The following is a 20,946-nucleotide window of genomic DNA, read 5'->3' as shown; positions in this document are numbered from 1 at the left end:
TACTATACGCTGCTGGTTTCGCAGAGATATTGGGTTTTATTGATGGAGTTGGTGGGAATTATTGAAGGTAACGGCGGATGCTGGATCTGACTCGGTGGATATCCTCGCTATACTCATCCTGAATATGGCGAATACCTTACCCTAAGAGCCTCTTCGCCACATCATGAGAAATTGAGTTTTAAGACAATAAAAGATAACTGTCATCAATCCTCTGCCATCCCCTCGGCTGCCTCTTGCCGCCACCGCGCCACTAATGCTTTTCGCCCTGTTAGGGCTAGATTGTTAACAATCTGCGCGGGCGAAATACCCTGCTGTAAATAATACCGTAATGCGGGAAGGGGTAATTGACTGCGTAATAACAAACGCTGTAGTGCGGGTAAACTCGCCTCTAACGGCCGAAAAGCAAAGGCAAAACCAGCCAGTTCACGCCAGTCGTCGTCATTTAAGGCAATGTCAGGTTGTTGAGGCTGGGATAGCGATAAGGGCGTTGGAATGTCGACCCATTGCTGCAACCAATACCAATCACGCTCTAATTGCTGCCGTGCTGCCTCACAGAGCGATTGTCCCGCTATACTCAGGGGTAATATCGCCATTGCCGCATAACAGCCGCTGCTGGCTTCCTTATGGCTACCAATACGCACCAGATGAAAGCCGCAGGCACGCCAAAAGCGTTCTAATTCGGGGGTATAACCAAAACTGACTGAAATATAATCAAGCCTCTCGCGCTGCCCACGCGCAAGCTCGGCGGCAATCATCTGTAGTGCTATCCCCTGCCGCCGCCATGACGGTGCTACCGCGACTCGACTGATTCGCCGCGACCGTAAGGTGGGTGCATGCCATTGCCCACTATGAGCCGCCAGTGACTGAGCCACCAAACTCCCCTTTGGCCGCCGTTTCCCTGCCCAAACGGCATGGGCTAATGCACTGCTAAGCCCCCCCTCATCCACCAGCCACAGTGCACCAATGACTGAATCAGCCACCCTGGCCGCAGAAAAATGCATCCCTGGCGCATCCATCAAACGCCGCAAATCAAGGGGGGTGGTGCGATAATGCGCACTGGCAAGCAAACCATAAAAACGTCGCAGCAATTCGGGGTAGTGCAGCCAATCGCGCTGCTTACAGGGCATAATATCGACTGACGCTGAGAGAGATTCGCGGCGCGGTAGCTCATCGTCAAATAGCATAACTTCATCCACGACACGCTCTAGCGGATCACCGCTGGCCCAACGAATAGGGTCTGTTAGCGCCAAAGGGTGCCAATCGTGTAGTGTTGTACAGAACTTCAACAAGAAACCACGCCCGGTGCCTTCGTAACCCTGCACGGTGGTGGTTAATAATGCCCGTGGGAAGTACACCAATAACGCCGATAGGAGTGTGGCAGGGATAGCCGCAGCCTCATCAATCAATAACCAGTCAATTCCGCTGACATCGTTTAACCGACAGTAGTCTAATAGTGCATCTGGCGCCCAGAAGTGCGCTCGTTCTCCCGCGCACTGATTCAGCACTTGTGTGGCTGCTTTACCCGGCCCGGTGACCCAGCAGCAACCGGGCCACTGCGCTACCAACATACCGGCCAGCGTCGATTTACCGCGCCCACGGGCTGCCGTCAGCACCCAAGTGCCGCGTTCTGCCTGCATCAGGCGTTGAAGGATAGTATGCTGTTCCGTGGTAGGGGAACCGTCGGGCTGCTGCCATTCTGGGCGAGAGTACAGCATAGGCATGGATAGCGGCTGGTTCTGTTGCCACAAAATAACATCAGGATCAGCCTGAAGTTGACGTTGCAGATGGTGAATAAAATTCGGTGTAGTGATGGGGGTGAGTTGTTCACTCCAGCGCAAACTATCAGCGTCTGGTAAGCACGGCCACCTATCCCACTGCGGCACTAGCAGCACCAGCCAGCTACCAGCTTGCAATGCGCCGGCCAGCACCGCCAGTGCTTCGGTATTCAAACCATCGGTGGCATCAAATACGCCATGTAACCCTTCCTGCCCGAGTAAGGTTTTTGCCGCTGTCGGGTGAATTGCATTGCCAGTGTCAGCGGCCTGTTCTGCTATCCATAACCAATCACCCGGCAATTGCTGACGCAGATTTAATGCCTGCTGGCGCGACCAATCCGCGCAACCGCTGAGGACCAGTAAACGCCGTATCCCCTGCCGTGCCATTAGTGGTTGGCTGAGCACAATTTGATCGATCACGTTACGATTTACCGATCACCAGTGAAAGCAAGCCCGCGGCGATCAACGGCCCAACCGGAACGCCTCTAAATAACGCAACCCCCAGTACCGTTCCGACCAATAGCCCTGCCACCACGGACGGTTGGTGAGTCATCAACGACACGCCACGGCCACCTAACCAAGAGACCGCAACCCCGACCACAATGGCTAATATCGATTTCCACTGCACAAAGGAGTGCAGCACCTCGCTGGCGCTAATTTTACCACTGGCAATCGGCGTCATCACGCCAATGGTCAGAATCAAAATACCGATGGTTAAGCCATACTTTTCTATCCATGGGAAAAACTGATTTAACGGAGTAATACGAATGGCGAGTAGTGTCAGAATAGCTAATGTGACGGTCATATTGTGGCTAATGATGCCAAGCGCAGCCAACGCCAATAGAATCAATAAAGTTGGATCAAGAGCGGCCATGGTTATCCCTGCCTTGCAATAAATGCCGGCAGCTAGCGTGCCGGTAAGAGGAAAGTGGTCTTATGATAATCTATTTATACTTTTCGTACCTGACGCTACAGCGCTGTTCGCTGTAACGCCAATGATTTTAGCTGATCAGTTTAACGGGTGGAGAACGTGTTGCAGCTATTAGGATCACCGCTATCGAAACCACGTTTAAACCAGGTATAGCGCTGTTGTGATGTGCCATGAGTGAAGCTATCAGGAACGACACGCCCTTGCCTTTGCTGCTGTAAGCGATCATCCCCAATCGCCTGTGCCGCATTTAGTGCCGCTTGTAAATCACCCACTTCCAACACCTGCTGGTCTTCCATGGCTTTGCCCCACACGCCGGCAAAACAGTCCGCCTGCAATTCCATTTTGACCGAGAGGCGATTAGCTTCAGCCTGAGATGCACCCTGCTGCTGCTGACGCACTTTAGTATCAATACCCATCAAATGCTGCACATGGTGGCCAACTTCATGAGCAATCACATAGGCCTGAGCAAAGTCGCCCCCCGCACCCAGTTTATTCTTCATATCTTCATAGAAAGATAAGTCGATATAAACCGTGCTATCTGCTGGGCAATAAAACGGTCCCATAACGGACTGACCGGTACCGCAACCGGTGCGCGTTGCACCACGATACATCACCAGTTTAGGCTCCTGATAGGTACGCCCCATCTTTTGGAAAATAGGTTTCCAGGCGTCTTCTGTATCCGCCAGAACGACCGAGGTGAATTTGGCATATTGGTCATCTTTAGTGCTGACTGAACTTGGAGAACGTGGCTGTGTTTGAGTTTGTGACATCGGATCACTGCCATTTAACAACGGGGTCAAGTCAACCCCGTAGTAGCCCGCAACCAACACCACAATGAGAATAACAATACCGCCCTTGCCACCAATCGGAGGCCGGAACCCACCACCGCCCCCGGATGCATCCCCGCGCCTATCTTCTACATTGTCACTTTCACGACGACCTTGCCAACGCATAGCAATACTCCCAGATATTTTCCTTACATATTATCGTAGGAAATCTGTTGAGCTAATACCATTAAAAGCTTAAATGATTGGTGTTATTAGCGGAGTTGGGCATTCAAATACATGCTCAAAGTACTTAGCGGAGGCGGCAAGTGAGAGACAAATCTGTCTGGAGCTAAACTAAACGCTGCTTGCTGCGGCTGGCCCAGAGAGGGGCTGAGTGGTGAACATCGCTAATAATGCTGTAGCGTTAAGAAAGAAAAGCATGGGGGAGATAGCGACTATCTCCCCTGCGCCAGACAAAACGGAATCGATTGCGCGGTTAGTCTAATTTTACGCCGATACGGTGTGCAACTTCTTCGTAGGCTTCAATCAAACCACCCAGGCTTTGACGGTAACGGTCTTTGTCCATCTTGTTCAGGGTTTCCTTATCCCATAAACGGCTGCCATCAGGTGAGAACTCATCACCCAAAACCACTTCATCACCGAACAAACCGAACTCCAACTTGAAGTCCACCAGGATTAAACCGGCATCATCAAACAGTTTACTCAACACATCATTCGCCAGATAGCTCAGCTCTTTCATGCGGGCCAATTGTGCTTCTGTCGCCCAGCCAAAGGTCTTGCAATAAGACTCATTGACCATTGGGTCATGCATAGCATCGTTTTTCAAAAACAGGTCGAACAGTGGTGGGTTCAGTTGCAAACCTTCTTCTATTCCTAAGCGTTTTACCAACGAGCCTGCGGCACGGTTACGGATAACACACTCAACTGGGATCATTTCCAGTTTTTTGACCAACACTTCGGTATCTGACAGCAAGCGTTCCATTTGCGTTGGAATACCGGCTTCTTCCAATTTAGTCATAATGAAATAGTTAAATTTGTTATTTACCATTCCCTTACGATCGAATTGTTCAATGCGCTGACCATCCAGTGCTGACGTATCGTTACGGAACTCCAATACCAACAGGTCAGGATTTTCGGTGGTATAGACGGTCTTCGCCTTCCCACGATACAACTCAGCTAGCTTTTGCATCTTAATTACTCCAGTAATGTGAAAATATAACTCGCTATAAAATGACTAAACCCTAAATAATTCGAGTTGCAGGAAGGCGGCAAGCGAGTGACAAATTGGTTGTAAACCATTTTGAACAGCGCCTGCGCTGGCCCGCAGGGTGAGCCTCATTAGAGGCTCATAATCCCGATGAGCTTACTGTGTTGTAAGTGACTCGGGTGATTGAACGTCGCCAACGCACATGCAGCTTGAAGTATGACGGGTTTAAAGGGGCCGAAGCCCCTTTGGTTTTATTTGGTACTTGTAGCACCAGTTTGGCTAAATGCTGCCTGGAACACCGCGACCAGAGCATCGTTCTGAGACTGAGTCAGAGTATGCCCTTTCGGACCGATGAACTGTAAGCTACTGCGGTTATCGAGATCACCAACCTGTAACTTATAATCGCCTTCTGGCAATTCAGGGTCTTTGGCACCCAACGCATCCCAACTGCCGCTACTCATGGATTTATTGGTAACGTTAATCGAACCTTGTGGACGGCTACGATCAGTAACCTTCATGCCAATCTTCTCAAGGGCGGCTGGCAGACGTTCCCACAATACAGCATAAGGGGCACGTACAATCAGTTGCGGTAAACCAGTATCATCGCTGCCGCTTTGAACATCTAGCGTGCCGACTTTACGGGAAGCCTGACTGCTTTCGCTATCAGAACGCACCTTATCCAGACCTTCGATAATGGCATTCAGCATTGCACCGTTGTAGCGCTGGATTTCGGTATAGCTGGTGACCGGTTGCCCACCTTGCTGTAAAGCAAGAGATTTCACCACTAACACTAACTGATAACCTTGCTCCTGCACGCTTATCTGATAACGGCCTTCAAACTGCACGTCTTCATCTGCACGATTCCATTTGACCCAGTCAGTTGTCAACGTTTGGCTGGCATCCTGACGGCTGGCTATCGCCCAGTTTTTATCCTGTAGAACGCGGGTAACTTGCGCCCAAAGATTACGGTTTTGCGGGCTATTTTCTAACAATAGCTTGCTGGTATCGTTAGCATTTTCAGCGCGAGAACCGCTAAGCAATGCCAGTGGTTGTACCGGAGGACGGATGTCCAACTGTTTGCCCACAGCACCTTGAGAGTTGACGGAACGGATATCAAACTCACCATTTTGTATCGGCAGAATCATCCCTGCTGGTGAGTTAAGCGGCTTTAGCCCCGGAGCTTCAAGATAAGACTCGTCACCGCCAACCTGGCGTTTGTAGCGTTGGTCAGTGGAGCAACCTGCCAGCAGCATTGCCAGCGAAACACCCACTACCGTTACCACCGTCGACTTTTGCAATGTTATTGCCATCAAATTTCCCTAAGAGTTACAGCAAACCTGCGCTTTTCAGCGCATCTTCCACAATCCGTTTAGCCGGGTCAGTCAGTGGGGTCATTGGCAGACGAAGAGTGTCATTCGCCATTAATCCCAGCTTCTTCGCGGCCCATTTCACCGGAATTGGGTTTGCTTCTACAAATAAATGCTGATGCAACGGCATCAAGCGCTGATTCAAACGGCGTGCTTCTGCAAAGTTACCCTGTGCAGCCAAGTCACAAAGTTCAGCCATTTCGCGCGCAGCAATGTTCGCTGTCACCGAAATAACCCCTTTGCCGCCCAGTTGCATAAAGTCCAGTCCGCTCGCATCGTCACCACTGAGCAGGATGAAATCTTCATCATCAACCAGCACTTGGATCTGACTAACCCGACTTAAGTTCCCTGTTGCTTCTTTAACAGCAACAATATTTTTAATTTTGGCTAAGCGAGCAATGGTCGGCGGTAACATATCGCAACCGGTACGCGAAGGCACATTATAGAGAATTTGTGGCAAATCGGTACTTTCAGCAATCGCTTTGAAGTGTTGATATAACCCTTCCTGCATTGGCCGATTATAATATGGCGTGACAGTCAAACATCCCACCACACCGGTATTATTAAACCGTTGGGTGAGAGAAATTGCTTCGGAGGTGGCATTAGCGCCGGTTCCGGCAATGACTGGGATTCGGCCGTCGGCCAGTTCGAGCGTTTGCATGACCACATCGACATGTTCGTCATGGTTCAGTGTTGCAGACTCACCAGTTGTGCCCACGGAGACAATCGCCGCAGTACCACTGGTTACATGGTAATCAATCAGTTTCTTCAGGCTTGCACGATCGACCGCACCTTTGTCGTCCATCGGCGTTACCAGTGCAACTATGCTTCCTGTAAACATTGGACTTCCCGTAAACATTGCCCACCCCCTCCTTAAACAAGTTCCTCATGGTACTTTTGACCTCTATCCAAAAGCAAGCAAACAACTGTGTTGTAAGCGCTTGGCAGCAGGTTTTTTTTATGTTTACCATGGTAACCCCAAAGAGCATGACAGGAAGAGCGATTTTGCCGCAGCTTGATGAACATTATCTGGTCATTACCGCACTGGGTGCTGACCGCCCAGGAATCGTGAATACCATCACCCGCCATGTCAGTAGCTGCGGTTGTAATATTGAAGATAGCCGGCTAGCCATGTTCGGTGAGGAGTTCACATTTATTATGCTGCTTTCAGGCAGTTGGAATGCGATTACCCTACTGGAATCCACCTTACCGCAAAAAGGGGCAGAGCTTGATTTGCTGATTGTGATGAAGCGAACCAATGCCCAGGACCAAAAAGCGATGCCTGCCACAGTATGGGTAAAAGTTGAAGTCAATGACTCCCCCCATATTATTGAACGGTTTACCAACTTGTTTCATTGTCACAATATGAATATCGCCGAGTTGGTTTCCAAAACTCAGCCGGCTGAAGGTGGCAACCCTCCTCGGTTGCATATCCAGATTAGTGCGCACAGTCCCGCCAGCCAAAACAGTTCGATAATTGAACACGCTTTTTATCAGCTATGTACAGAACTCAACGCGCAAGGCAGTATTAGCGTTGTGAACTATCCACAGCATGACTCACGAATGGAGAGTTAGTAATGAGCCCATTGAAAGCCGGTGATATAGCGCCGAAGTTTAGTTTGCCCGACCAAGATGGCGAGCAGATTAGTTTGGCCGACTTCCAGGGACAACGTGTCTTGGTCTACTTCTACCCTAAAGCCATGACACCAGGCTGTACTGTTCAGGCCTGCGGTCTGCGCGACAACATGGATGAATTGAAGAAAGCGGGTGTCGAAGTGCTCGGAATTAGCACCGATAAACCTGAAAAGCTGTCACGTTTCGCTGAAAAAGAGCTACTGAACTTCACATTGCTGTCTGATGAAGATCATCAGGTTGCAGAGCAGTTTGGTGTCTGGGGCGAAAAAAGCTTTATGGGTAAAACCTACGACGGTATCCACCGTATCAGTTTCTTAATTGATGCCGACGGTAAGGTGGAGCATGTGTTTGATAATTTCAAAACCACCAACCACCACGATATCGTAATGGATTACTTGCGCCAAAGTGCCTGAGTCATCACACCCTGGCCCTGGCCGATAAGTTGCAAAAAAAGAGCGCTCAAGCGCTCTTTTTATTGGCAATAAATCGAATGTTCCCCAAAGCCATTGCTGTTGCAGCAACGCAGCCAGCTAACACCGCTGCGGCATCAAGGGCACAGGGGATAGTTAATCTGCGTCGGGGATAAACTCCTCCGGCCAGGCATGAATAACCGCTTTCACCAGCGTAGCTAACGGGATAGCAAAAAATACCCCCCAAAAGCCCCACATGCCGCCAAAAATGATCACTGACAGAATAATCACCAAAGGATGCAGGTTTACGGCCTCAGAGAACAGTACCGGCACCAGCAAGTTACCATCCAGCCCTTGTACTACCAAATAGGCGATAAAAAGTGTCCAGAAATCGGCCCCAACCCCCCACTGGAATAACGCCACCAACACCACTGGAATAGTGACAATCACTGCGCCAATATAAGGGATCAGTACCGAGAAGCCGACTAACACCGCCAGTAACAGCGCGTAATTCATGCCCATAACAAAGAACACTAAATACGTGGCGATGCCAACAATCACCATCTCCAATACTTTGCCACGAATATAATTGGTTATCTGCTGGTTCATTTCCAGCCAGACTTGCCCAGCCAGACCGCGATTACGCGGTAAAATACGCCGTACTGCATTCAGCATCTGCTCTTTATCTTTGAGCAGGAAAAACAGCATCAGTGGCACCAGAATCAAATAAATTGCCAATGTCAGTAAACCTATCAATGAAGCGAGAGAGATTTTAACCACGGACTCCCCCATCCCCGACAGCTTGCTTCGCAGATTTTCTGCCATCATATCGACAATGCCGGCATCCACCAGCGCGGGATAACGCGCAGGTAACGTCTGAGCAAACGCATTGAATTTATTTAGCATTTTCGGCATGTCTGATATCAGATTATTGCCCTGTTGCCACACCGTTGGCGCCACAACAAATACCGCCAGTAGTGTGATACCACCGAAAATCACCAGTACGATACTGGCCGCCCATGGGCGAGAACAACCAATACGTTGTAATCGGGCGGTTGGCCATTCTAACAAATACGCCAACACGATCGCCGCCAGCAGAGGAGCCAAAATGCCACTGAAGAAGTAGAGAATGCAGAATCCAGCCAACAGAATAACCAATAAAGCGATAACCTGCGGGTCGGTAAAACGCCGACGATACCACTGTAACAACAGCTCTAGCATCCGTAATTGCTCCTTAAGTGCCATGAGAGATCGACAAATTAGTCGATCCCTTTAACCGCCCCGACATGCAGGGACATAACGAAGGTAAATTGTTTTCGTCAGACGTTCCCTTATCTCCACATGCTGGCTAAGATAGTTGCGGGCCTCAGCACGGAGGTTGAGCTTAACCTTTGACGTATTTGATGCTATTTATGTGATCTATACCCAATTGTACTGGAGAGTAGAGTAAGGAAGAAGAACTCTTACACATCTCGGAGTCTAATTGTCATTACATTAGCAAGGGCAGCCTCGTTTATGACTTATCGGTTAACTAAAACAGGTCGGTTAAGTAAGACAATGATCGCCACACTACTCAGTAGCTTGCTGCTCACTGGCACAATACCTGCCAGCGCTGAGACACAAGACCTGCTGCCCGATATTGGTACCTCTGCGGGTGCCACTTTGAGTATCGATCAGGAAAAGGCAATGGGGGATTTTTATGTCCGCCAAATGCGCGCCAGCACCCCGCTGATTTATGACCCGCTATTGACTCAATATATCAATACGCTGGGTAATCGGCTGGTCGCCAATGCCTACTCAGTACGTACGCCGTTTCATTTCTATTTAGTGAATAACGATCAAATTAACGCTTTTGCTTTCTTCGGTGGCAATGTGGTACTCCACTCTGCCCTGTTCCGCTATACCGAAAACGAAAGTGAACTAGCATCTGTATTAGCACATGAAATATCTCATGTGACTCAACGCCATCTGGCGCGCGCGATGGAAGAACAGCAAAGAATGGCGCCGCTGACGTGGGTCGGGGTACTAGGTTCTATTCTGTTAACCATGGCCAGCCCACAAGCAGGGATGGCGGGTTTGAGCGGTACGTTAGCAGGCGCTCAACAAGGCGTCATCAGCTTTACTCAAGGCAACGAACAGGAAGCTGACCGTATAGGTATTCAGGTATTACAGCGTTCGGGGTTTGATCCGCAGGCCATGCCTAACTTCCTGCAAAAGTTAGCCGATCAGTCACGATATACATCAAAACCACCGGAAATGCTGCTGACTCACCCCTTACCAGATAGCCGTTTATCTGATGCGCGTAACCGTGCTAATCAGATGAAACCGCACCCTATCGCGTCATCACAAGATTATTTATTCGCCAAAGTTCGTATTCTGGGCATGTATGGCTCAACTGAGAACAGCCTCACGCCAGACCTACTGGAAACATTGAGTAAAGGCACGGTGCGCGAGCAATTGGCGGCCAAATACGGTCAGGCCATTTTGTGGTATCAGGCCAAAAAGTACGATGAAGCCCGCAATCTGTTACAGCCCCTGTTAGCGCAACAACCGGGCAATATTTGGTTCCTTGATTTGATGACTGATATTGATCTGGGGCAAAACAAAGCCGCCGCCGCCATTGCCCGCCTGCAAGCGGCAACCGCTAAACAAAATGATGAGCCGGTGTTGCAATTGAACCTGGCCAACGCTTATGTCCAAGGTGGCCAACCGGCAGCGGCAGTCAAGATACTAAATCGCTACACCTTTGCTAATCCAAACGACCCTAATGGCTGGGATCTGTTAGCCCAGGCAGCTGCTGCACTGGGTTTACGTGATCAGGAACTGGCTGCTCGGGCAGAGAGCCTGGCTTTGAGCGGCAAATTGCCACAGGCCATCGGCCTGCTCAGCGATGCCAGTGCTCGGGTGAAATTGGGGAGTCTGGAACAGGCGCGTTATGATGCGCGCATTGACCAGTTACGCCAGCTAGATAAGCGCTTCCAGAAATACCAGAAGTCTTAAGGAAATTTATCATGAAAGATGTCACGTTTTATCATAATCCACGCTGCTCTAAAAGCCGGGAAACACTCGCACTGGTTGAACAGCAGGGGATTCAGCCACAGGTCATATTATATTTAGACAATCCACCGTCTGTGGCGGGGTTAAAAGCGTTACTGCAACAACTCGGCTTTCATGACGCGCGGCAGCTTATGCGCACCAAAGAAGATCTCTACCAAACACTGAATTTGGCAGATGAGACATTGACGCAGGATCAGTTACTGCAAGCGATGAGCGATAATCCAAAACTTATCGAGCGCCCGATTGTGGTTTATAACGGCCAGGCACGTATCGGCCGCCCGCCAGAGCAGGTGCTTGAGATTTTACCGTAACTTGATTGCAACCCATGATTGAACGCTGCGTATCGAAGCGAGGCCGATGGAAGGGCCGAGTCACCAACGCAGCGCCCCTACCACTTGCCAAAGGAAGGGTATTAAAGGCTAAGAGTTTCTTTTACAAAAGGAATGGTGAGCTTACGCTGGGCGGTGATAGAGGCCCGATCAAGTTGATCCAGGGTCATAAACAGTGTGCGCATTTCCCGATCCAACCGTTTTAGCAAGAAACGGCCAACGTCTTCGGGTAATTCAAAACCACGCAATTTGGCACGTAACTGTAAAGCCTGCAATTTTTCATCATCCGACAACGGCTGCAATTTATAGATCTGCCCCCAATCCAGACGTGAAGCTAAATCAGGCAAACCGAGATTTAATTGCCGTGGTGGGCGATCACCGGTAATCAATAAACGGGTGCGGCCGGTTTCAACAATGCGGTTATAGAGATTAAATATCGCCATTTCCCACTGCTCATCGCCCGCGATACACTCAATGTTATCAATACACACCAGCGCCAACTGCTCCATACCATCTAATACTTCAGGCACAAAATAAGCGCGTTTATCGAGCGGGACATAGCCTACCGCCTCGCCTTTTTGCGATAACTCCGCACAAGCTGCATGTAATAGATGACTCCGACCACCGCCTTCGCGCGACCAAAAATAGATATAACTGCCGTGGGACTGATGAACAGTGGACTGGATCGCCGCTAACAGGGACGGGTTCTCCCCCGGATAAAAACTGGCAAAAGTTTCATCATCGGGAAGATAGAGTGGCAGTGAAAGCTGTGCCGGCGTATTCAGAAGCACCTCAACCAACAAAACGGGCGGGAAAACGTGGCAAGCTTACCACAAAAATTAACAACAGCATAAAAACCTGATCTGAAGCGAAAAACTGGCCGAACCCACAATAACCGCCCGGCCAGATATCACTTTTTATTGCACCGATATTAACGTGTGGACTCGTCCTCCTGGGCGTCAATAATCTCTTCTTCAGGGCGAATCAGACTGATCACTTTAAACAGCAGGCTCAAGCCAATCCCCACAACCGTTGCCAAAGCCATGCCTTTCAGTTCGGTTGCGCCGATGTTCACTTTCGCGCCACTCACCCCGATGATCAGGATAACGGAGGTTAAGATCAGGTTTTGTGCTTTGTTATAGTCAACTTTTGACTCGATCAGCACGCGGATACCTGATGCGGCAATAACACCGTACAGCAGTAGTGAAACACCGCCCATCACCGGTACCGGCACCGCTTGAATGGCAGCAGCCAATTTACCGATACAAGACAGCATGATCGCCAGAATCGCAGCGCCACCGATCACCCAAGTACTGTAAACACGGGTGATCGCCATAACACCGATATTCTCACCATACGTGGTATTGGGGGTTGAGCCAAAGAAGCCGGAAATCACCGTCGAAATACCGTTGGCAAACATCGAGCGATGCAGACCGGGTGAGCGAATCAAATCTTTTTTCACGATATTAGCAGTCACCACCAAGTGACCGATATGTTCAGCAATAACCACCAGCGCCGCAGGCAAGATGGTTAAAATAGCGAACCATTCAAAACGTGGGGTATAAAACGTCGGTAAGGCAAACCAATGGGCCTGACTAATTGGGGTTAAATCAACCACCCCCATCACGAATGACAAAGCATAACCGACCAACACACCGATCAAAATAGGGATAATGGCGAAGAAGCCACGGAACAGCACCGATCCCAGAATGGTTACCCCTAACGTCACCATTGAAATGATGATAGTGGTTGAATCTACTGTCACACCTTGGGCGGGCAATAATCCGGCCATACCCGCAGCAACGCCAGCTAACTCAAGGCCGATAACGGCAACAATCGCCCCCATCGCCGCGGGCGGGAACAGCACATTCAGCCAACCCGTTCCGGCTTTTTTCACAATCAGCGCCACCAGACAAAACAGCACGCCGCACATGATAAAACCGCCCAAGGCAACTTCGTATCCCAAGGGTAATAGCAGCAGTACCGGTGAGATAAACGCAAAACTTGAGCCGAGGTAAGCCGGGATTTTTCCCTTACAAATAAACAGATAGAGCAAGGTTCCGATACCGTTGAACAGCAGCACCGTGGCCGGGTTAATTTTAAATAGAATAGGAACTAAAACGGTGGCACCAAACATGGCGAACAAATGTTGAAAACTCAGGGGGATCGTCTGGAGCAGCGGTGGACGCTCGCTGACACCGATGGTGCGACGGCTCATTTCTCTATCCTCTTAATGGTGTGTTTAAAAATGATTATGCTAAAAGTTATTCAAAAAAAAGCCGACTATCGAGTCGGCTATCTAAAGGTTATTCCAGTATGCGGTAATGAGCACAGGCAGTTTGGACACGGACAGCGCACAGAAACCGGGAGCGTACACCATGACCTTGTAAATCATAAGTACGTGAGGATTTCGAGCACTGCTCAGGTTCAAAATGGCAAGCGAATAGCATAATGGTGTGACCTTTTATTTTGTTCCGAAAATCTTATCCCCGGCATCACCCAAACCTGGAATGATATAACCGTGTTCGTTCAGGCACTGATCGATGGCGGCGGTATACAGCTCTACGTCTGGATGCGCCTCTTCCAGCGCTTTGATACCCTCCGGTGCGGCAACCAATACCAACACTTTAATGCTCTGGCAGCCGGCTTTCTTCAGCAAATCGATAGTCGCAATCATCGAACCACCGGTTGCCAGCATAGGGTCAACAACCAACGCCATACGTTCGTTGATATCAGCAACCAGTTTCTGGAAATACGGTACCGGTTTTAGTGTCTCTTCATCACGATAGACACCCACCACGCTGATGCGGGCACTCGGTATATTTTCCAACACCCCTTCCATCATGCCTAAACCAGCACGTAGGATCGGCACCACTGTAATTTTCTTACCTTTAATCTGTTCAATCTCTACCGGCCCGTTCCAACCCTCGATGGTGACTTTCTCAGTTTCCAGATCGGCGGTTGCCACGTAAGTCAGCAAACTCCCTACTTCAGACGCTAACTCGCGAAAACGCTTCGTGCTGATATCATTCTCACGCATCAAACCAAGTTTATGTTTTACTAGCGGGTGTTTCACCTCAACGATCTTCATTATTTTTCTCCTGGTTAGGCGGTTGACGGCCAAAAAAATCGCGAGATTATACCGCCTTTTTTTTTGAACACCACAATGAATAGCCTGATTCAGATCAATAGAAAATCAATCTTAAGTCAAGAAAGCTAAAAATCAGCGTGATATCACAAGCTACTCGCAAACGTTTGCCTGCGCTGTTAGAATTGTCGCGTTTTCTTCCTATAGCCAAAGTAATTGGCGTTGCAGGTAGGCTGCCAGCAAGCGAACCCCGATGAGCTGACTCAAGTCAGTGATTTGGATGAGTTCGTGCAGCGAGCCCTCTTGCGGCTTCAAGTATGAAGGATATAAGCTCAAACAGCCAACCGCCGTGGGGACCTCGCTGTGACCAACAAAACCTCTCTCAGCTATAAAGACGCAGGCGTAGATATCGATGCCGGTAATGACCTTGTTGATCGCATAAAAGGTGTGGTTAAACAAACTCGTCGCCCAGAAGTGATGGGTGGATTGGGCGGGTTCGGTGCCCTGTGTGCTTTGCCACAAAAATACCGTGAACCTATTTTAGTCTCAGGCACCGACGGCGTAGGCACTAAGCTGCGCCTGGCGATGGACCTGAAACGCCACGATACCATTGGTATCGATTTAGTGGCCATGTGTGTCAATGACCTGGTGGTTCAGGGTGCTGAACCGCTGTTCTTCCTTGACTACTTTGCCACCGGTAAACTGGATGTGGATACTGCCGCCAGTGTGATTACCGGTATCGCCGAAGGGTGTAAACAATCAGGTTGTGCACTGGTTGGCGGCGAAACCGCAGAAATGCCGGGGATGTACCACGGTGAAGATTATGACGTTGCCGGTTTCTGCGTTGGTGTAGTTGAAAAGTCTGAAATCATTGATGGCAGCAAAGTGACACCGGGTGATGCGTTGGTTGCCTTAGGTGCCAGCGGCCCGCATTCCAATGGTTATTCCCTGGTACGCAAAATTCTGGAAGTCAGCAACACCAATCCTGAGCAAACTCAGTTGGATGGTAAATCGCTGGCTGACCATTTGCTGGAACCGACCAAAATCTACGTTAAATCCATTCTCAGCCTGATTGAGCAGCTTGATATTCATGCTATTGCTCATCTGACTGGTGGCGGCTTCTGGGAAAACATCCCACGGGTATTACCCGCAGGGACTCAAGCGGTTATCGATGAAGCTAGCTGGCAGTGGCCTGCGGTATTTAGTTGGTTGCAGCAAGCCGGCAATGTCAGCCGCCACGAAATGTATCGCACCTTTAACTGTGGTGTCGGCATGGTTGTTGCGCTCCCGGCAGAACTGGCTGATATCGCCGTTGAGTTACTGACCGCATCCGGTGAGAAAGCCTGGAAAATCGGTGTGATTGCGGCGGCGACTGATGGTGCAGATCAAGTCATCATCAATCCATAACATTGCTGATTCAGCCCGCAGCTTCAAAATCCCGATGAGCTGACTCAAGTCCGTGATTCGGGTGACAAATCTGCCGGGAGCAGATTTCAACGCTGCTTGCAGCGGCCTCAACGAGGCGAGGCCCACGGATGGGCCGAGTAATGCGCGCAGCCAACACCCCCGCAGCTTCAAGTACGAAGGGTATATGAAAAAGATAGTGGTTTTGGTCTCCGGCCAGGGCAGTAATCTACAAGCGTTGATCGACGCCCAACAACAAGGGCGTATTTCAGGCACCATCAGTGCCGTGTTCAGTAATAACCCCGATGCTTATGGGTTGGAACGAGCTGAATTGGCGGGTATTCCCCACCATGCTGTGGATGCCAAGTCCTATGCGGATCGCGCCAGTTTTGATTTGGCATTGGCGCAAGCCATTGACTACTATCAGCCTGACTTACTGGTGTTAGCCGGTTATATGCGCATTCTCAGTGCAGAGTTTGTTCAGCACTATGCTGGACGAATGTTAAATATCCATCCGTCACTGTTGCCGAAATACCCCGGTCTGCACACTCATCGTCAGGCACTGGAAAACGGTGATCAGGAGCATGGCACCTCGGTGCATTTCGTTACTGAAGAGCTGGACGGCGGCCCGGTTATTCTGCAAGCCAAAGTACCGGTTTTCAGTGAGGATAGCGAAGAGGATGTGGTCGAAAGAGTACAAACTCAGGAACACAGCATTTATCCGCTGGTAGTCAGTTGGTTTACCGATGGCCGTCTTGCTATGCGTGATAATGCCGCCTGGCTGGATGGTGAACGCCTACCTGCGCAAGGCTACGCGGCTGAATAAAACAAGTTAATAAATATTGATTAAAGGCGCGGCCATTAATGGTTAGCGCCTTTTTTAATTCCCTGTGCTTACCTCTTGTGCTAATAGTATAATTTTTAGGGCAGCAACCGCTGTCGCCAATGAGGAATATGTATGTCTACCACTAACAGCGTCAGGTTACGCCCACTGGAACGGGATGACTTGCCGTTTGTTCACCAGTTAGATAACAATGCCAGCGTAATGCGCTATTGGTTTGAAGAGCCTTACGAGGCCTTTGTTGAACTGTCTGATCTGTATGATAAACATATCCATGACCAGAGTGAGCGCCGCTTTATTATTGAAAGCCAGGGGACAAAAGTCGGTCTGGTGGAGTTAGTTGAAATTAACCATATTCACCGCCGTGCTGAGTTTCAGATAATTATCGATCCGGCTCATCAGGGTCAAGGCCATGCCGGGGCTGCCGCAAGACTGGCGATGGAATATGGTTTTTCGGTACTGAATTTGTACAAACTTTATCTGATTGTTGATAAAGAAAATCAAAAAGCCATCCATATCTATACAAAATTAGGCTTTGAAATAGAGGGGGAATTAAAGCAAGAGTTCTTTATCAATGGTGAATACCGTACTGTAATTCGTATGTGTATTTTCCAGCCACAATATTTGGCAAAATATAAAACACCATCGATAAAGAGTGCTTAATCCACTGGGGCCAGTTCAGTTGGCCCCAATATCAATTCAACATACTCAGTAAAGAAAAATCATCACTTTCATTAACTTTATCTATGTTCGATAACAGAAATTTTTGAGCATCATGACGGTGCAGCTTAAAAGTACTGTATGAATAGACGATATTAATTATATCATCTTCACTCAGTGTGCCATTGTGTATCACAAAAGCGCTGATAACTGATTTTATAATAAAGAAATCTGTTACGTAGGAATTAAAATCCTTATCAATATCATCAATCTCACTGAGTGCAAACTGATTATTGTAAAAATTATATTGAAAAAAATTACGTAGAATATGAGGGTGTTGGTTAAGCAACGGCATAACTCTGTCATTCCAGGTAGCGCTTAACATTGCCATACGTTCTTCTAGTTGGTTAATATCTACTTCATTCATCAAATGATGAATGAGAAAAGCCATATAATTAAATAGCGTTTTATGTCCTCTAAAATTTATAGCTCCAACCGTATACTCTTGATACATAATCAGAAATTGCCAGCGTGCATTAGCATTAAAAGGGATTGCCACGACTTCTTTTAGTATATCCCCAGCCGCCAACTTGGATCGAATGGTCTTATATAACTCAAATATCATCTGTGGCTTATCATCAACAGTACTATCGATACTTTTACAACAGTGGATAAACACATGAACCGCATAAATATTCTCTTCAAAATTATCATTCGGCATGGCCACTATTTGGTTGCAATAATAGTGAATAAATTGCCCTTCAGTATTCATTTCTCTATCATTGAAATACTGTTTTTGGTAGACGCTCTCCTCATGCAGAGTAAATGCATGCGGATTAAACAATACCAACCGGGTAACCTCTGGGCAGGAAAGTGTCAGAGTATTAAATTGTTCTGTCTTGTACTGATGGTTTCCACGTGGATATGTCGAACAAGTATGACTAAGCGCTTCACTCCCCAAACGTTTATGAACTTCACACAGACGAGACTCATCAAGATAAGGGCAGTTGCCATCGCTTTTAAGGCGTATTTTAGCCCAGTTGGATGGGTTTGTGCGCGTAACTGTAATATTCTTAATTGCTATGTTTCTAATACTTTGGTTTTGGCTATTTTTATATTTTCGGTAGGTGTTTTTATCAAGACTGATAATCCAACCACTGCAACAGTGGTCACGGCAGTCTGACCCAATACAACTGAAATTCTTAACAAATTCAGGTTGGATAATCTGTAATTCCTTCACTGAATATATTCCTATTAGTTACTGATAATATACAGATAACAAACGACACAACCCGCCACTTAGTTAAATACTATTTCACGCCAACAACGATAATAATGAAAAATCTTCTTTTAGCGCCCAAGCCATAACGTCTTGTTTAAATTTCTGGCTTGAGCTATCCGTGGATTCCCGACACGCATGATAAGAATAGATAATACCAATCACGTCATCTTCGGTTAGCTCCCCATGCTGGCTGGCATAGGCTGAAATGAGTGCTTTCAAATAGAAGAAATCTATGGCTTGTAGATTAAATACCGTAACCGCCGCTTGCTCATCCCCCATCGCCAATTGGTCATGATGAATGCGTAACAGAAAATAATTGCGCCATACCGACGGGTATTTGGTAAAAAAGGGCAAGGCATACTGTTGCCATGCATTGTTTAATTGTTGCTTATTATTATTTTGCTCAATCAGGTCATTAGTGGCGTAGCTCAGCAACGGTTGAGCATAAGCCGCCAGCGTATTTCGCCCCCGAATATCAGCCAGTTGTGCAATAAAATCAGCCAAATAATTTAATAGTTCATCACTGATAGCCGGAGCTATCTTCATCGCTGCCAGTTCATGGGCTGCTTGCCCTGCCGTCATAGTGGCGATAAGTTCAGTGCGCAGGTTGTCTATCTCAACCATTTTAATTTTATTCACGTCATCCCAGGCTTGATAATTATGTAAAAAACAATTTATCGCCCAAAGATTTTCTTCAATATTCGGTTGCTGGCTGGCTGCAATTGCCGCACAAGCGCGATTAACCAACCGCTCTTCAATAACAATATCCGGTGCTTTGTAATAGTCATATTGGTTAATAGTAGAAAAACGCAACGTTAGCGCGTCATCGGAAAATAATGCCTGCCGGGTTACCTCAGGGCAAGAGAGTGACATGCTTTTGATTTTCTGATTTTTATAAACATGTTCAACGCGGGGGAAAGTTGCGCAACTGTGACTCAGTGCATGAGCGCCGGCATGTTTGTGAATTTGACATAACCGTTGTTCATCAAGAAAGGGGCAATTCCCCTGACTATCCGGGTGAATATTAGCCCAAGAGGCAAGGCTGGCTTGAGTAACCGAAATCTGGTTAATGGCAATACGTTTAATTTCTGCGTAAGGGCTTTTAATGTATTTTTGATAACGATTTCTATCAAGCGTGACATTTTGGCCTTTGCAGCAGTGTTCGCGACATGCTGTGCCGACACAACTAAATGTCTCCATAAAATCAGGCTGAGTTATCAATAGCTCTTTCACTTAACGCTTCCATTCAGTAGTCACCTAAATAACGAGCGGCACATGAAAGTGTAAACTTAAATCGCAATTGATAAATAAAGCAAACACCTTAGAAACTGCTGTACTGGCGCTAAATGTTCAACCGTAACGCCCGGTGATATAATCTTCCGTCCGGCGCTGACGCGGTGAAGTGAACAACGCATCGGTATCGTTATATTCCACCAGGCTCCCTTGATGAATGAAGGCGGTGTAATCCGAGACCCGCGCCGCCTGCTGCATATTATGGGTGACCAGTACCACGGTGTATTGCTGCTTGAGTGTGGTTATCAACTCTTCGATGGTTAGGGTGGATATTGGGTCCAGAGCGGATGTCGGCTCATCGAGCAATAACACCTCAGGTTCAATAGCAATGGCTCTGGCGATGACCAGGCGCTGCTGCTGGCCGCTGGAGAGACGAAAGGCATTTTCCCGCAATCGGTCCTTCACTTCATGCCACAATGCTGCGGCCCGCAATGAGCGCTCAACAGCATCATCAAGCACCCGACGGTCACGAATCCCCTGCAAGCGCAGGCCATATACCACATTCTCATAAATTGACTTAGGGAATGGGTTGGGCCGCTGAAACACCATGCCAACCCGCCGACGCAATGCGGCAACGTCAGTGGTTTTATCGGTGATAATTTCACTACCTAGCCGGATTTCACCCTCAAGATGACAGTTATCCAGCAAATCATTCATGCGGTTAAAGCAGCGCAATAAGGTAGATTTACCACAACCAGACGGGCCAATCAGCGCAGTAACACGGTGCTTAGGCACATTAAATGAAATATCGTGCAACACCTGTTTGTCACCATAAAATAAATTGAGCTTTTCGACCGCCAGCGCCGTTTGCTCGTCGGTCAATTGCTGTACATCAAGCAGCGGCAGCGAATCCGGCGTCAAAAGTCCCATATTTCGTCC

20 protein-coding genes are annotated in these 20,946 nt (G+C 48.3%); 7 read left to right on the top strand and 13 right to left on the bottom strand.

Annotation, left to right across the window (positions count from 1 at the left end; genetic code table 11):
* Positions 1-203 precede the first annotated feature (203 nt).
* The 6 genes from V1956_RS08500 to dapA form a co-directional block, all read right to left on the bottom strand.
* Entirely contained in the window at positions 204-2,162 is a 1,959-nt protein-coding gene (locus V1956_RS08500) for a tRNA(Met) cytidine acetyltransferase TmcA (RefSeq protein ID WP_420074596.1), read from the bottom strand.
* Positions 2,163-2,196: 34 nt separating this feature from the next.
* Positions 2,197-2,649 (bottom strand): DUF441 domain-containing protein, encoded by a 453-nt coding sequence (locus V1956_RS08495; protein ID WP_004876835.1) that lies wholly within the window; start codon positions 2,647-2,649, stop codon positions 2,197-2,199.
* 140 nt (positions 2,650-2,789) lie between these two features.
* Positions 2,790-3,659, bottom strand: a complete 870-nt coding sequence (gene ypfJ, locus V1956_RS08490; protein ID WP_083163309.1) for a KPN_02809 family neutral zinc metallopeptidase — start codon at positions 3,657-3,659, stop codon at positions 2,790-2,792.
* Positions 3,660-3,969: 310 nt separating this feature from the next.
* A complete protein-coding gene (purC, locus tag V1956_RS08485; RefSeq protein WP_083163306.1) occupies positions 3,970-4,683 on the bottom strand; it encodes a phosphoribosylaminoimidazolesuccinocarboxamide synthase in 714 nt (237 codons plus the stop codon).
* 269 nt (positions 4,684-4,952) lie between these two features.
* A complete protein-coding gene (gene bamC / locus V1956_RS08480) occupies positions 4,953-6,011 on the bottom strand; it encodes an outer membrane protein assembly factor BamC (protein ID WP_083163303.1) in 1,059 nt (352 codons plus the stop codon).
* A gap of 16 nt (positions 6,012-6,027) precedes the next feature.
* Entirely contained in the window at positions 6,028-6,909 is an 882-nt protein-coding gene (gene dapA, locus V1956_RS08475) for a 4-hydroxy-tetrahydrodipicolinate synthase (protein ID WP_372559626.1), read from the bottom strand.
* Between the two features lie 164 nt (positions 6,910-7,073).
* Here dapA and V1956_RS08470 point away from each other — a divergent pair, with 164 nt between their 5' ends.
* Together V1956_RS08470 and bcp are read left to right on the top strand one after the other, a co-directional pair.
* Positions 7,074-7,643, top strand: a complete 570-nt coding sequence (locus V1956_RS08470; protein WP_083164144.1) for a glycine cleavage system transcriptional repressor — start codon at positions 7,074-7,076, stop codon at positions 7,641-7,643.
* A gap of 2 nt (positions 7,644-7,645) precedes the next feature.
* Positions 7,646-8,116: a thioredoxin-dependent thiol peroxidase gene (bcp, locus tag V1956_RS08465; protein ID WP_372559627.1), complete on the top strand. Its 471-nt coding sequence runs from the start codon at positions 7,646-7,648 to the stop codon at positions 8,114-8,116.
* 153 nt (positions 8,117-8,269) lie between these two features.
* Here the strand turns inward: bcp and V1956_RS08460 are convergent, their stop codons facing one another.
* Complete coding sequence (locus tag V1956_RS08460) at positions 8,270-9,334, bottom strand: AI-2E family transporter (RefSeq protein WP_372559628.1); 1,065 nt, start codon at positions 9,332-9,334, stop codon at positions 8,270-8,272.
* 336 nt (positions 9,335-9,670) lie between these two features.
* Between V1956_RS08460 and V1956_RS08455 the strand changes: the two genes are divergently transcribed.
* Together V1956_RS08455 and arsC are read left to right on the top strand one after the other, a co-directional pair.
* Complete coding sequence (locus V1956_RS08455; protein ID WP_372559934.1) at positions 9,671-11,113, top strand: beta-barrel assembly-enhancing protease; 1,443 nt, start codon at positions 9,671-9,673, stop codon at positions 11,111-11,113.
* Positions 11,114-11,124: 11 nt separating this feature from the next.
* Positions 11,125-11,481 carry an arsenate reductase (glutaredoxin) gene (gene arsC / locus V1956_RS08450; protein WP_372559629.1) on the top strand — a complete coding sequence of 119 codons (357 nt, stop codon included), beginning with the start codon at positions 11,125-11,127 and terminating at the stop codon, positions 11,479-11,481.
* A 101-nt stretch (positions 11,482-11,582) separates the two neighbouring features.
* Here the strand turns inward: arsC and hda are convergent, their stop codons facing one another.
* From hda to upp, 3 genes are all read right to left on the bottom strand, one after another.
* On the bottom strand, positions 11,583-12,290 hold the full coding sequence (hda, locus tag V1956_RS08445; RefSeq protein WP_032906019.1) for a DnaA inactivator Hda: 708 nt from the start codon (positions 12,288-12,290) through the stop codon (positions 11,583-11,585).
* A gap of 140 nt (positions 12,291-12,430) precedes the next feature.
* Complete coding sequence (gene uraA, locus V1956_RS08440) at positions 12,431-13,717, bottom strand: uracil permease (RefSeq protein ID WP_420070844.1); 1,287 nt, start codon at positions 13,715-13,717, stop codon at positions 12,431-12,433.
* Between the two features lie 246 nt (positions 13,718-13,963).
* Positions 13,964-14,590 carry a uracil phosphoribosyltransferase gene (gene upp / locus V1956_RS08435; protein WP_005183956.1) on the bottom strand — a complete coding sequence of 209 codons (627 nt, stop codon included), beginning with the start codon at positions 14,588-14,590 and terminating at the stop codon, positions 13,964-13,966.
* Between the two features lie 360 nt (positions 14,591-14,950).
* Here upp and purM point away from each other — a divergent pair, with 360 nt between their 5' ends.
* From purM to speG, 3 genes are all read left to right on the top strand, one after another.
* Positions 14,951-15,994, top strand: coding sequence for a phosphoribosylformylglycinamidine cyclo-ligase (gene purM / locus V1956_RS08430; protein ID WP_083163287.1), 1,044 nt, complete (start codon positions 14,951-14,953; stop codon positions 15,992-15,994).
* Positions 15,995-16,178: 184 nt separating this feature from the next.
* Positions 16,179-16,817, top strand: coding sequence for a phosphoribosylglycinamide formyltransferase (purN, locus tag V1956_RS08425; RefSeq protein ID WP_372559631.1), 639 nt, complete (start codon positions 16,179-16,181; stop codon positions 16,815-16,817).
* A 132-nt stretch (positions 16,818-16,949) separates the two neighbouring features.
* Positions 16,950-17,495, top strand: a complete 546-nt coding sequence (gene speG, locus V1956_RS08420; protein WP_083163283.1) for a spermidine N1-acetyltransferase — start codon at positions 16,950-16,952, stop codon at positions 17,493-17,495.
* Positions 17,496-17,526: 31 nt separating this feature from the next.
* Here speG and fliB (V1956_RS08415) read toward each other — a convergent pair whose 3' ends face one another.
* The 3 genes from fliB (V1956_RS08415) to pstB form a co-directional block, all read right to left on the bottom strand.
* Complete coding sequence (fliB, locus tag V1956_RS08415; protein WP_442825016.1) at positions 17,527-18,732, bottom strand: flagellin lysine-N-methylase; 1,206 nt, start codon at positions 18,730-18,732, stop codon at positions 17,527-17,529.
* Positions 18,733-18,807: 75 nt separating this feature from the next.
* Positions 18,808-20,007: a flagellin lysine-N-methylase gene (gene fliB / locus V1956_RS08410; protein WP_442825015.1), complete on the bottom strand. Its 1,200-nt coding sequence runs from the start codon at positions 20,005-20,007 to the stop codon at positions 18,808-18,810.
* A 117-nt stretch (positions 20,008-20,124) separates the two neighbouring features.
* Positions 20,125-20,937, bottom strand: coding sequence for a phosphate ABC transporter ATP-binding protein PstB (pstB, locus tag V1956_RS08405; protein ID WP_083163277.1), 813 nt, complete (start codon positions 20,935-20,937; stop codon positions 20,125-20,127).
* Between the last annotated feature and the right edge of the window lie 9 nt (positions 20,938-20,946).

It is taken from the genome of Yersinia sp. 2540 StPb PI (genome assembly GCF_052217165.1).
In the GTDB taxonomy this organism is placed as follows: domain Bacteria; phylum Pseudomonadota; class Gammaproteobacteria; order Enterobacterales; family Enterobacteriaceae; genus Yersinia; species Yersinia enterocolitica_E.
This window is presented reverse-complemented; position numbering and strand designations above follow the sequence as displayed.

Bases quoted from the DNA above. Each gene is read 5' to 3' on its own strand.
- purN (WP_372559631.1), top strand. From the start codon at position 16,179: ATGAAAAAGATAGTGGTTTTGGTCTCCGGCCAGGGCAGTAATCTACAA.
- ypfJ (WP_083163309.1), bottom strand. From the start codon at position 3,659: ATGCGTTGGCAAGGTCGTCGTGAAAGTGACAATGTAGAAGATAGGCGC.
- pstB (WP_083163277.1), bottom strand. From the start codon at position 20,937: ATGGGACTTTTGACGCCGGATTCGCTGCCGCTGCTTGATGTACAGCAA.
- V1956_RS08495 (WP_004876835.1), bottom strand. From the start codon at position 2,649: ATGGCCGCTCTTGATCCAACTTTATTGATTCTATTGGCGTTGGCTGCG.
- arsC (WP_372559629.1), top strand. From the start codon at position 11,125: ATGAAAGATGTCACGTTTTATCATAATCCACGCTGCTCTAAAAGCCGG.
- purC (WP_083163306.1), bottom strand. From the start codon at position 4,683: ATGCAAAAGCTAGCTGAGTTGTATCGTGGGAAGGCGAAGACCGTCTAT.
- V1956_RS08455 (WP_372559934.1), top strand. From the start codon at position 9,671: ATGATCGCCACACTACTCAGTAGCTTGCTGCTCACTGGCACAATACCT.
- V1956_RS08460 (WP_372559628.1), bottom strand. From the start codon at position 9,334: ATGCTAGAGCTGTTGTTACAGTGGTATCGTCGGCGTTTTACCGACCCG.
- speG (WP_083163283.1), top strand. From the start codon at position 16,950: ATGTCTACCACTAACAGCGTCAGGTTACGCCCACTGGAACGGGATGAC.
- bcp (WP_372559627.1), top strand. From the start codon at position 7,646: ATGAGCCCATTGAAAGCCGGTGATATAGCGCCGAAGTTTAGTTTGCCC.
- uraA (WP_420070844.1), bottom strand. From the start codon at position 13,717: ATGAGCCGTCGCACCATCGGTGTCAGCGAGCGTCCACCGCTGCTCCAG.
- V1956_RS08500 (WP_420074596.1), bottom strand. From the start codon at position 2,162: ATGGCACGGCAGGGGATACGGCGTTTACTGGTCCTCAGCGGTTGCGCG.
- dapA (WP_372559626.1), bottom strand. From the start codon at position 6,909: ATGTTTACAGGAAGCATAGTTGCACTGGTAACGCCGATGGACGACAAA.
- bamC (WP_083163303.1), bottom strand. From the start codon at position 6,011: ATGGCAATAACATTGCAAAAGTCGACGGTGGTAACGGTAGTGGGTGTT.
- upp (WP_005183956.1), bottom strand. From the start codon at position 14,590: ATGAAGATCGTTGAGGTGAAACACCCGCTAGTAAAACATAAACTTGGT.